Source organism: Bacteroides sp. AM16-13 (assembly GCF_003602705.1).
In the GTDB taxonomy this organism is placed as follows: domain Bacteria; phylum Bacteroidota; class Bacteroidia; order Bacteroidales; family Bacteroidaceae; genus Bacteroides; species Bacteroides xylanisolvens.
The window spans coordinates 1-12,144 of sequence record NZ_QTLK01000005.1 but is presented as its reverse complement, the minus strand read 5'-3'; the positions used below and the strand labels follow the sequence as shown (position 1 = coordinate 12,144).

Annotated in this window: 9 protein-coding genes; 3 read left to right on the top strand and 6 right to left on the bottom strand. The window is 44.4% G+C overall.

The features are described from left to right. Positions 1 to 184 precede the first annotated feature (184 nt). The 5 genes from rpiA to DW173_RS04865 all read right to left on the bottom strand — a co-directional run bounded on the left by rpiA (position 185) and on the right by DW173_RS04865 (position 7,130). A complete protein-coding gene (gene rpiA, locus DW173_RS04885; RefSeq protein ID WP_120143935.1) occupies positions 185 to 886 on the bottom strand; it encodes a ribose 5-phosphate isomerase A in 702 nt (233 codons plus the stop codon). Positions 887 to 1,421: 535 nt separating this feature from the next. Next, positions 1,422 to 2,072, bottom strand: coding sequence for a PAQR family membrane homeostasis protein TrhA (gene trhA, locus DW173_RS04880; RefSeq protein ID WP_118196008.1), 651 nt, complete (start codon positions 2,070 to 2,072; stop codon positions 1,422 to 1,424). Positions 2,073 to 2,153: 81 nt separating this feature from the next. Next, positions 2,154 to 4,073 carry a transglutaminase domain-containing protein gene (locus DW173_RS04875; protein ID WP_120143933.1) on the bottom strand — a complete coding sequence of 640 codons (1,920 nt, stop codon included), beginning with the start codon at positions 4,071 to 4,073 and terminating at the stop codon, positions 2,154 to 2,156. An 18-nt stretch (positions 4,074 to 4,091) separates the two neighbouring features. Next, the gene (locus tag DW173_RS04870; protein ID WP_120143931.1) at positions 4,092 to 6,134 is read right to left on the bottom strand and encodes a DUF3857 domain-containing protein; all 2,043 of its coding nucleotides are present in this window, start codon (positions 6,132 to 6,134) and stop codon (positions 4,092 to 4,094) included. Between the two features lie 96 nt (positions 6,135 to 6,230). Then, the gene (locus tag DW173_RS04865; RefSeq protein ID WP_117809246.1) at positions 6,231 to 7,130 is read right to left on the bottom strand and encodes a diaminopimelate dehydrogenase; all 900 of its coding nucleotides are present in this window, start codon (positions 7,128 to 7,130) and stop codon (positions 6,231 to 6,233) included. 218 nt (positions 7,131 to 7,348) lie between these two features. Between DW173_RS04865 and ruvA the strand changes: the two genes are divergently transcribed. Both ruvA and DW173_RS04855 read left to right on the top strand, forming a co-directional pair. Beyond that, complete coding sequence (gene ruvA, locus DW173_RS04860; protein ID WP_004314150.1) at positions 7,349 to 7,951, top strand: Holliday junction branch migration protein RuvA; 603 nt, start codon at positions 7,349 to 7,351, stop codon at positions 7,949 to 7,951. Position 7,952: 1 nt separating this feature from the next. Next, positions 7,953 to 8,945, top strand: coding sequence for a DUF3843 family protein (locus DW173_RS04855; RefSeq protein WP_120143929.1), 993 nt, complete (start codon positions 7,953 to 7,955; stop codon positions 8,943 to 8,945). Positions 8,946 to 9,551: 606 nt separating this feature from the next. On the opposite strand, the gene DW173_RS04850 is transcribed toward DW173_RS04855, so the two are convergent. Next, positions 9,552 to 10,388: a hypothetical protein gene (locus DW173_RS04850; RefSeq protein ID WP_008024733.1), complete on the bottom strand. Its 837-nt coding sequence runs from the start codon at positions 10,386 to 10,388 to the stop codon at positions 9,552 to 9,554. A 163-nt stretch (positions 10,389 to 10,551) separates the two neighbouring features. Here DW173_RS04850 and DW173_RS04845 point away from each other — a divergent pair, with 163 nt between their 5' ends. Continuing rightward, positions 10,552 to 11,985, top strand: coding sequence for a CCA tRNA nucleotidyltransferase (locus tag DW173_RS04845; protein WP_118218452.1), 1,434 nt, complete (start codon positions 10,552 to 10,554; stop codon positions 11,983 to 11,985). Positions 11,986 to 12,144 lie beyond the last annotated feature (159 nt).

The window sequence follows — 12,144 nt, the reverse complement described above, 5'->3', positions numbered from 1 at the left end:
TAATGAGAACTTTTTCTCATTGCAGTGAGAATATACCCTTGTTAGAATAGGCTGAAACAGTGCATAGCGGTATATAAATGAAAAGAATCAAAACCGTACAGGCATGAACAAGATTCACCTCTGGGGCTTCTGTGGTAAATAAATTCATATCTCTACAAAATGCGATTTTCCAGTTTACGTTGTTTTACTCTGCCATGATAACTTCGACATCATAACCTATGAAAAGGCCGCTCTCTATGACACCGGTAATGGTTTTGAGTTGTTCTTCGAGCGAAGAATCAATATAGTTAAAACGAGTGTCGAGGATGAAATTTCCGTTTTCTGTAAAGACAGGCCCGTCTTTGCCGTGGGCTGGACGCAGGACGATTTCTGATGCACCCAGTCGTTGCAGCTCATGCTCTACATAAGTTAGTGAGTCCGGAAAGACCTCTACCGGAATGGGAAATTTATTTCCCAACTGATTGACGCGCTTGCTGGGGTCGATGATGATGAATGTTTTGCGGCTGCTTCTAATGAGCAGTTTTTCTTTGAACATAGCTCCGCCACGTCCTTTAATCAAGTTTCGCTGTGGGTCTACTTCGTCCGCTCCGTCAAATGTCCAGTCGGGGCGCTTGTTCCAGAGGGTAGTTTGTGGGATGCCTAGCTGTATGCAAGTCATCGAGATTTCTTGAGAGGCGGGAATCACTTCAATATGCAAGTGCTCTTCACGAATCCGTCGCGCCAGTTCGAACAGAGTTAGATAGACTGTAGAGCCGGAGCCGGCTCCTATCACATCTCCGTCTTTTGCCGTGGCGGCAATTTCACGGGCTACGTGTTCTTTGGCTTCCCGGTTGATAATGGAGTTCGACCATTGCAGGTGCTTTATAAGATGATTTTCCCAGTCCATAAATTTATGCTTTATAATTGTTTTAAATTACTCTTTTATATATAACGAATTGGCGAATCTGTTTGTTTGTTTCAACTTTAGAGAGAGGCTTTAGAGATAATTCGGATCAGGCAACAATCATTGTTGGTATATGCTATAAGTGGATGTAAGCCCTCCGATTGACGTAGAAAAGATAGTGACGGTATATGCTTGGGATAGTGACGGTATCATTGTCATATAGCGTCGCTATTTGTATCGGATAGCGTCACTATCTTTTAGCAGGGAACTCGCCAACAACAATTTTTACTTGGTCCGATCATTCAATCATTTAAATAGTTAATAAACGATTCGTTAATTTTTAACTTTATTGCGTTAAACGTTAACGAACCTCTGCTTTTTATTAAACCGTGTTATAAGTTAGGCTGCTTTGCCCCGAAAATTTGGAGATAACCGAAAAGTCCGTATCTTTGTACTGTGTTTTTCATAGTATTAGATTTAAGGTTAACAAAGATTGGCTGTCTGGGATAGATAGCCTTTTTTTTGTCCCTACTATTCCTTATAAAATCAGCCAGATGGCAATGATATGCCCGATGCTGCCTCCCAGACAAAACAAGTGGAAAGTGGCATGCATATATGGTTTGCGCAACGAATAAAAAACAGCTCCCACGATATACGAAACTCCTCCGCCAATCAGCCACCAGAAAGCGGTAGTGGCTCCCAGTTCTCCCAGATGATCTAACAAAGGTTTCATGGCTACCAATATACAGGCGCCCATCCCTACGTAACAAGCCGTTTCGAGATTGCTATGTTCTTTCAGTTTTTTGAAGCTAAGAATGAAACCGGCGATAGCCGACAGCCAGACGAAAGCGAAAATTCCCCATCCCCATCCGCCGGCATGCCGCAGAACAAGCAGGGTAAAAGGAGTGTAGGTTCCGGCAATGTGCAAATAGATAGCTCCATGATCGAATTTACGGAGCAGCTCTTTCAGCTTTCCCGGACGGCTGCCGTGATACCACGTAGAACTGATATAAGAAGAAAGCATCCCCGCCAAGTAGACAGATACACAAGCAACTGCCCACTGCGGCTCTATATTTTCGGAAGCCTTTTCCAATAATAAATATCCGGCCACGATTCCAAGCAGAATACCTATTCCATGGCTAAGGGTATTTGCCCATTCTTCTATATTATTGTATCGTTTGTTCTTCAATGTTCCTTTTTTGAATTGTTAAGTCACAAAAAATATTGAGTCGCAAAGATACTTTATTTTCCGTAAAGCGTTTCCCTCCCCTTATTCTTTTTTTAGAATGATTTTTCCACTGTATTGCCCGGCTACTTGCTTGCGGAAATCAAGAAATGCCGCATATTCATCCGGACTGTAAACCCCTTTAGACATGAACAATCGGTGAACGATGCATATTTTCTTATCTTTCACCTGAATGTCGGAATGAAAACTGCCAAACTTGCTTTTCACGTCAAGTGGTTTCGGAAGTCCTTCAATCACATAGCCTTCCGGCAGTTGGATGCGGATACTGTCTGTATCTGTGTAGCCGTAGTCGATATGAATAGGATAAGTGCGCTTCGTCAGAGGAGGAACACTAAATTCTTTTCGGAACACATTGGCGGGGATAAACAAGCGGTTTCCCGTCTTATGACCGTATTGATTGCTGGTGGCAGTGTAGCGGAAAGTGATGGATGGATTTGCCTCCTTACATTCGCTGATTTGCAGATTTCGGATATCGGCTTGAGACAAGTGGATGCCCGAGCGGATGCGGTCTTTCTGTTTGTTAGGTTCCAGATAGACGATGCCTGCTTCATTTTCGTATTGGAAGATCCGGGAGACTTCGTTCACTTCTATCCGTGCTTCCGCTGTGGGGGAGAGAGTGATGTCGGCAGCGATGTGCTGCGTGTTCAGCGAGTCGGGATAAGTGGGCAGGCGGCGCATTTTGCCACCGTCCGGTTCAATTAGTAAAGCATCGTGTCCGGCAATATCCTGGTGAACATAACCGAATGGAAGCGACGGATTGGTACATTCCAGCCAAAGCGTGTCTTGTGGAAGCGGAACTTGCAGGATGACGTGATTCATTTGGTTGGCACTGGAGAAATCCGGTAACAAACGTTCGTTGGTGGTACTGATAATTGTATAAGTAGAAGCAATCCCCAATTCTTTCAGCATGGCACGGGTGTAATTGGATAATCCCTTACAGTCGCCGAATCCCGTGCGGCAGACATCGGCAGCAGCAATAGGCTGTAAACCTCCGATACCCAGTTGGATGCTGACGTAGCGGGTGGTTTTTGCCAGATAATCATAAATGGCTTTCACCTTGTCCCGGTCGGTGGCGCAGTTGGCTGTCAGTTCGTGCAGCTTGGCGCGGAAAGGTTCGGTGAGCAGGTCGCGCCCGTCGAGCAATCGGTATTGCCACTCTCCGTACTTTTGCCAACTGCTCATATCGCCCTCCGACTTGTCGTACTTGAAGGCGGAAGGCGCAAAATAGACACGTGGAAGCAGTTCTGCGAAATCCGGCCCGAAAGGTTCTTTGACGATGGGAGAGAGTTTGGAGGCGGTGGCTTCAATCACTTGCTGCCCGTCGGCTCCGGTAGATTCTTTTACTTGGATTTTTTTTCCTTGCGTGTTCAGCTCACGGTATCTGCATCCTTGTCCTGCAGGCAGCTCGATCCGGTAAGTTGCTTTCTCCACCCCTTGGTTGGGGTATGCCTGCGGTATAAAGGTGGAATAGCCGATCAATCCGTTATTGCACTTCACCTCCCATTCGTATTTCACTGTGAAAGGGAATGTCGGATAATTACATTCGTAATAATAGAAATAATCGTCCGTGCTAAGCGAAGAACTATATTCACTTTTCTGAAGTTCGCCTTTCTTTATCTTGCGTACACTTTGTCCGCCGGCATTGATGATCTCTCCGGAAAATTTCTGCAAAGAACGGAACATGTCACACCCGCAGAAGAAATGTGCTGCATCCAGTCCCTTATGGTTGAGAACAGTGATTGTCAGGCTCTCTTTTTCTATGGATTGAGTCATGGATTTGCAGAGAACCTCTGTGCGTGCTTCCACGATAATGGAATTGGCATCCTTGAGAATATCCTGTGCACGCACTGTCTGTGTGTGCAGACTTAGGCAAATAAGGACACCGGACAGGCTGAATGCCCGACGTATTATTTGCTTTAGGATGGAGTGATTGGAACGAATCATTCTATTAACAGGTAGAGTTTATATTTTCTTGAGTACGATTAGTGCATTATTTTTTTCGATCACTTTGGTCCAGAGTTCCTGTAGCTGTTTGTATTGTTCGGAAAGGAATATGTATCCTTTCAGGTGGAATACATAATTGAGCAGGATTGTATTTCCCTGTTTCTGGATCATATATTTACATTGTAATCCGTCTCCTTCTGACCGGATGGTTTGTGATTGAGGCAGCTCCTCCACTTCGTAGCCATCGGGAAGAGTCAGCGTAGACAGCATCGTGAACTTGTACGGATAGGGGAATTCGATGGGAAGTACCCGTTCCGTCTGGATAAACGGATTATTTTTCAATTGCGGAAAGAGCATCGGATTAATATAAAGGTGATCGTCCGTCCGGTCGGCTTGCAAGACGAAGTCGAACTCTTCTTCTATCAGTGCGTAGTCATTTTCTTGTTTTTTCACTTTCAGGTTGGTGAAAGTGAGTTTCTCTTTCTGGCTGACATTGTTTTTAGGATTCGAAACGAGACTGTCTTGCTTATGCTTCTCATTCGTCTGATATTCGATGGCTTCCTGCCCGTAAAGAACCGTGCTGCGATGTCCTTTCACTTGGTTTCCCTCTATTCGGGCATCAATCTTCATAAAACTTTTATTGTCGGAAAGAGCCATCACGTTCACCCATTTCTTATCTTCTTTCTCTTTGAGGGAAAGTATGCGTGCTTTGTTTACAGCTAAGTCGAGTGGCAATATATTGAGGGCGGGTACAGCCATGGAGCTGTCTAAAAATACATATTTCTGTTTGGTTATGTCGTAGACGGCGACAATGAATGTATTCAGTTTCTGAAGGGAAGGAAAGTTGTAGGGCAGTATGCCTGATGAACGCCGGCTCATAGCCACCGGATAGGCTTCCAGTCCGAAGTCTTTCAGGATGCTGATAAGGATAAAATTGAGGTCGGCATTACTGCCGCTTCCTTTCTTGATAACCTTTTCGAGTTCTTTACTGTAGAGCTGATACCGTCCGTTCCAGGCCATTTTCTTTTTGAGTACCTGGAAGGCGCAGATGATTTTCTCCTCGAAATTCATTTCGCTGTTGTAGGCTTGTTTGGTTTCGGGACGGAAAGGGTTGGTGAGCGAGAGATATTTGCCGAACTGTGTATTTTCCGGTTTTAGCAGTTGGTGATCTACATCTTCCCATTTCTGGCTGTATGGCTTGTATTCATTGGGTGTGAATTGGGTTCCTTGCAGGTCGAAACTGACTTGTACTTTATAGTCTTCCGGGCACCAGCAATAGGATTCGTCCTGTCGGATAGCCGGAAGGTTGCGTGAGATAAAGGTGGTTTCCTGTGCCGAAACGGTGAAGTCTTTGCTGACTCCCCCTGCACCGGACCCGTCACGTTCCGTGGCATGAATGGAGGAGTCTCTTTGCTTCACTTGTATGTAATCCTTTCCCCGGAGTTCGATGTTGTAGACGAATACATGAGGGATTGTGATTTTGTATTGGTTGTAGAGCATAGGAAGTTCCTCCTGCATCATCCAGTTGTCGATATGTGAAAAATAGTCGGAGTAGAGTTTGTAGTGATATTCGATGACAGTCCCCTCTTTGACGGCAGGCAGAGAGAATTTTAGCATTTTATACAGGTTGTTGATTCGCTCGAAAGAAATGGATTCCCGCTTCATGGGTGTTTTGATACATTTTCCATTTTCCATGTTGTAGGAGCAGCCTTCTATGTCACTGGCTCTTTCCTGTCCTTCATCTTTATCGGTAGGAGAGTAGTAAGGAACGGAAACATCGGCGTATGACACTCCCTGCGGTTTTAGAATTTTGATGCGTACCCAATGCTCGGTAGTCAGCTGGAAACCGTCGTGGTAGATGAAGTCACTTTGTCCCTGATGGAATAGATAAATGGCCGTGGCGGTAGTGTCCGGGGCATAAGAGGTGAGAGACAGTTCTTCTTTGGAAGGTTTTCCATATTTCAGATTGGGCTCTATGGTGGCTGTTGTGGCTTGTTGTGGGTAGGCAGGCAACAGCAGGTATTGCAATAGAAATGCGCAGAGAATGAATAGTTTTCTCATAATTGTGTTTTTTGTAGTATGTTCACAAAGATAAAAAAAATAGAGAAAGGTATATCGCCTTTCTCTATTTAATTTTTATTTTATGTATAAAATATATTATACCAAATGTCCGATCCATTCTTCACGGTCGCCGGGGAGAAGGTCGATAACAGGAATTTCTACCATTGTGTAACATCCCGGTTGTTGCTTCATCGAAGCACGTGCCACACATACTAGCACTTGTGCTGTCAGTGCGGGGTTGTTGATGCGCATATTAAATTCGAACAACTGATTTTGTGTTTTGCCGGATACACCTTTGCGAGTGAGATTTACACCATGACCCATATCCAATAGAGCGTCTACGCTCGGAACGAGTTTCACGTGTGTTTCATCATTCACGAAGTAAGGGTCTGCTTTGATGGCAGCAGCTACTTCTTCAAATTTATATCCGTCTTTCAGTTCGATGTATACCATGCGGCGGTGGATTCCCGTGCCAGTAGGAATAGTCATGGAAAGAGCGGCTTTCACCCCGTCGATAGCTTTTACGGCTACTGTGTGTCCCATGCTCATACCCGGACCGAAGTTGGTGTAAGTGATTCCTTTCGGAGCAATCGCTTCGAGCATGGTGCGCACGATGGAGTCGCTTCCCGGATCCCATCCGGCAGAGATGATCGATACGGCTTTATGTTCTTTGGCGGCAGCATCCAGTGTGCGGCGTAAGTCTACGATACCAGTGTGGATATCGAAACTGTCTACCGTATTAATCCCCATTGCCAGATATTCTTTTGCATATTTCTCAACGCTGCGGGTTGGCGTGCAAAGAATAGCTACGTCTACATCCCCCAACTCTTTTATGTCCTTTACTACTGCATAGTTTGCCAACTCTTCCGGTTTGTTCTCTGCTCCTGCACGACGAATGACTCCGGCTATTTCGAAATCAGGTGCCGCCTGAAGCGCTTCCAGTACATAATGTCCGATGTTACCATAACCAACGATGGCAGCTCTTACTTTTTTCATTCTTTTCTTGGTTTTAATGAACAAATTTCTTTCTTTTGCTTGCAAAAGTAAACAATTTACTACTAACTTTGGTTCATTTGCTTTAATATTTTATTTTTTTTCACTAGCAGGCAATACCGGTCCGCATGAAAGCAAATCAGGGTGTGATGTGCTGCATCGAAAAAACTCTGTGGCCTCTGTGTCCTCTGTGGTGAAATTGTTTTATCTTTGTCCCTGTTATGATAGAATATATTAGAGGCGAACTTGCCGAACTAAGTCCGGCAACCGCAGTGATTGACTGTAACGGGGTGGGATATGCCGCCAATATATCCTTGAATACCTATTCGGCTATTCAGGGAAAGAAAAACTGTAAGCTATATATTCACGAGGCGATTCGGGAAGACGCGTATGTGCTTTACGGATTTGCCGAGAAGCAGGAGCGGGAGATTTTTCTATTATTGATTTCTGTCTCCGGAATCGGGGGGAACACGGCACGTATGATTCTCTCGGCGCTCTCACCTGCCGAACTGGTGAACGTAATCAGCACCGAAAATGCGAATATGCTGAAAACGGTGAAAGGTATCGGGCTGAAGACTGCACAACGGGTGATTGTTGACCTGAAAGATAAGATAAAAACGATGAGTGGGTCTGCCGGCGGAGGTGCTTCCGCAGGTCTGTTGCTGCAACCTGCCAATGCGGAAGTGCAGGAAGAGGCGGTGTCTGCATTGACAATGCTCGGTTTTGCTGCCGCGCCTTCACAGAAGGTGGTGTTGGCTATCTTGAAGGAAGAACCGGATGCTCCGGTAGAAAAGGTTATCAAACTGGCTTTGAAACGTTTGTAGTATGCAGCAACAGAAAATTTATATGCAGGCATGGCTGGACGCTCACGGTCGTGCAAAGGTAGTGAATACGGATAAATGGTATCTGGATTTTGCTAATCAGCTATTGCCATTGGTGGCCGAATCGTATATATATGGTGGGAAAGAGATGGAAGAAGACCAGAAGCAAGTGGCTCTGACGTGTGCCTTATACTTGGAAGATTGTGTGGCAGACGGAGGAAACTGGCGTCAATTTATCCACTGGCATCAGGAAAACTACGGACGTTACCTGCCTTTCTACACGTTGACGGACGAATATCTGCCGGACGAAATCAACCGTGAAGATGTTGTTTTCCTTTTGTGGGCAATCAATTCACCGGTTGGTGATGATTTTGACGGAGTGGAGAACCCGATGGATGCAGATTTGCTGGAGTTTGCAGATGCATTATACAACCGTTTGGATGCTGCGTTCGAATTGGCTCCTATCAGTGATTACCTTGCGACGGACTGGCTGCTGGAAACGGAATTGATGCAAAAGAAGCGAATGCCTCTGCCGATAGCTTTGCCGGGAGAAAAAATGCCTGCCAACGTTGAGCGTTTCCTTGAAGCAAGTAAAGGTGAACCGCTTTTGTACTTTGACTCTTACGATGCGCTGAAATTTTTCTTTGTGCAATCATTGAAGTGGGAGGATGAAGAAGATTCTCTATTGCCTGATTTAAGAGAATTTGATAACTTCGTGGTTTTCGCCAATCCGAAAGGTCTGTTGATCGGTCCTGATGTGGCCCCATATTTTGCGGACAAACGCAACCCGCTTTACAATGCTGAACTGGCAGAAGAGGAAGCATACGAACTGTTTTGTGAAGAAGGTTTGTGCCCGTTTGATTTGTTGAAATATGGAATGGAACATGAGCTGTTGCCAGAAGCACAGTTCCCATTTGAGAATGGAAAGGAACTATTGCAGGAAAACTGGGATTTTGTGGCTCGCTGGTTTTTGGGCGAATATTACGAAGGAGAATAAGAGAACAAGAATCAGATATAAGTACTGTTTATATAAGTGTTGTCTATGCCAATCAAAAAAAATAACAATCCTTTCGTCGGAAAGACAAAGTCCGCAGCCGGTAAAAAGAAGACAACCGGAAAACGGGTTGGAAAATCAAAACGGGAAAAGGCTAATAATCAATTGAATAGAAGGGTAAAATAAGGATGTGGAGGATACGCCGTTTTTGCTTACCAGGCTACGCCGTTTTATGATGGCAGACTACGCCTTTTCTCCATACCAGGAAACGCCTTTTCTTCCGCGCAGAGAATAAAGAGGCTTATTATACATTTGACGGGAATAGTTGTCGTTTATGAAAAATAACAACTATTCCCGTCAGTTTTATTGTTGACCGATGGTTTTTTCTGCTAAATAGCTTCTCTTTTGACGGTTTTTAGTTAAATGGGAATATAATTCAGACAGAAGAACAAAAGAACAAAAAATAAAATAGCAGTTCAATAAGCAACAAAAATAATTTTCAAAGCGCAGCCTTTATGTTCTTTTGTTCTTATGTCTAAAAATAAAAAAATCATTTATCTCATTTCCGCACAGATCGTTTTCTTTTTGCCAAATGGAGTTTCCTTTTTATTAATCGGTAATTTCCTCCTGTGCTTTCCGTTCTTTTTTCTTATTGATAAATCCGATTTTCAGGTTAGCTTCCTCTTGTTCTTTTTTAATCTGTTCCATTGCAGAGAGGATTTGCGCTAATTCATAAACATTGGCTGCGGCTAGTCGGTCGGTGGGACTCATCGTTGTTTTATAGGTACGGTCGCCCATATATTCCACACGGATATTTTTGTCTTTATTGAGATGTAGGAATTCGATTACATTACCGTCTTCTCCCAGTTTGTAATCAGCTTTTTCTATTTTCTCGTTCATATCGGTCGTTTCGTAGCTGTCTTTGGAGCTTGGAGTCTCGGCAAAACTGCCGTCAGGAGCAATCACTTTCACTTTGTTGTGGTGGATATTGCCGGCACCGCAATAGATAGAGGTCATACTCATGATGCCTTGCTCGTTCACTTGGAAGCGGAGGTACGAACGGTGCATGTTTTTCTCAATGGTTTGTGTAGGCCAGAGGTAGTTGCCTACTTGTTGATATTCGGCATCTTTTTCTAGTGTGAATTTGTCTTTGATGGCGTTGAATTCTTTCGTTTTTGCCTGAAAGGCGCTATCCAGATAAGCAAGCGTTTTTTGCTGTGTCTTTGTTTCAACATCAAGCATCAGTGCCTGTCCCGCCTTACGTGCTTCGAACGCTTTGGGATACAAAATCTTGATACTGTCAATTTGCAACTTAGCTTCTTCATAGTCGCCACGTTCGTAGGCAGCCTTGGCAACCATCAGTTTTTCATTGGCTTTTTTCTCAAGGCCATTTCCGCAGGCAGCTAATGCCAGCGTACCACAAAAGAGGATAATCAGTTTTTTCATCACAAATTCTATTTACTAGTTTTATTATTTACATGAATAAGCAGTGTCCGTTTGTCATTCACTGTTCATCGTTCTGTTCTTCATTCACTTTATTAGCGGCAAAAATACAAATATATCCCTTATTTTTGTAATTTTGTCCCCTCAAAACTTATAACTAAAAAGAATGATAGAGTTGACTCAAGAGGAATTGAAGCAGCATTTTAGCGAACCCATCTTCGGACAGATAGCCGAAACGGCCGATGCGCTCGGCATGGAGTGTTATGTGGTAGGTGGCTACGTTCGTGATATTTTTCTGCAACGTCCCTCTAAAGATATAGATGTAGTAGTTGTAGGAAGTGGAATTGCAATGGCAGAAGCTCTTGGAAAACGGTTGGGACGTGGTGCTCATGTCTCTGTTTTCAAGAATTTCGGGACAGCACAAGTAAAATACAGAGGTACGGAAGTAGAGTTTGTAGGTGCGCGTAAGGAGTCTTATCAACGGGATTCGCGCAAACCGATTGTTGAAGACGGTACGCTGGAAGACGATCAGAACCGTCGTGATTTCACGATCAATGCTCTTGCCGTATGTCTCAATAAGGCACGTTTCGGCGAACTGGTAGACCCGTTCGGAGGCATGGAGGATATGAAGGAAAAGACAATCCGCACTCCGCTTGACCCGGATATCACTTTCAGCGATGATCCTTTGCGCATGATGCGTTGCATCCGTTTTGCTACGCAACTGGGCTTTTACATTGACGATGATACTTTCGAATCGCTTTGCCGGAATAAGGAACGGATTGAAATCATCTCCCGTGAACGTATTGCGGACGAACTGAATAAGATTATTCTTTCTCCGATTCCCTCAAAAGGTTTTATTGATTTGGAACGTAGCGGTTTGCTGCCGTTGATTTTTCCGGAATTTGCTGCCTTGCAGGGAGTGGAAACACGGAACGGACGTTCGCATAAGGATAATTTTTATCATACATTGGAAGTGCTGGATAATATCAGCAAGAAGACTGATAACCTTTGGTTACGCTGGGCTGCTTTGCTGCATGACATTGCCAAGCCTGTCACGAAACGTTGGGAACCGAAAGCGGGATGGACGTTCCATAACCATAATTTTATCGGTGAAAAGATGATTCCGAATATCTTCCGCAAGATGAAGTTGCCGATGAATGAGAAGATGAAGTACGTGCAGAAGCTGGTTAGCCTGCACATGCGTCCGATTGTTATCGCGGATGATGTGGTGACAGACTCGGCTGTACGCCGTCTGCTTTTTGAAGCGGGTGATGATATTGACGACTTGATGATGCTCTGTGAAGCGGATATTACTTCCAAGAATATGGAACGTAAGCAGCGTTTCCTGAATAACTTCCAGTTGGTTCGACAAAAGCTGAAGGATTTGGAGGAGAAAGACCGTGTCCGTAACTTCCAACCGCCCGTGAGCGGAGAAGAAATTATGGAGATTTTCGGTTTGGAACCTTGTCGTGAAGTCGGTGTTTTGAAGAGTGCTATAAAGGATGCTATCTTGGATGGAGTGATTCCGAACGAATATGAGGCTGCTCATGCTTTCATGCTGGAGCGGGCTAAGAAGATGGGGCTGACGCCGGTGTGCTGATAGAAGGACGGAACAGATATATTATAGTATTCAAACACAGGTTTATACGAATCAGTAGTTGAATTGGAGTAAAACTGTACTGAAATGAACTAAATGATAATTTTGCGGGGTGCCCTGAAAGGGCTTAATTATATAGCGTAGGGCAACGCCCTACGTAAA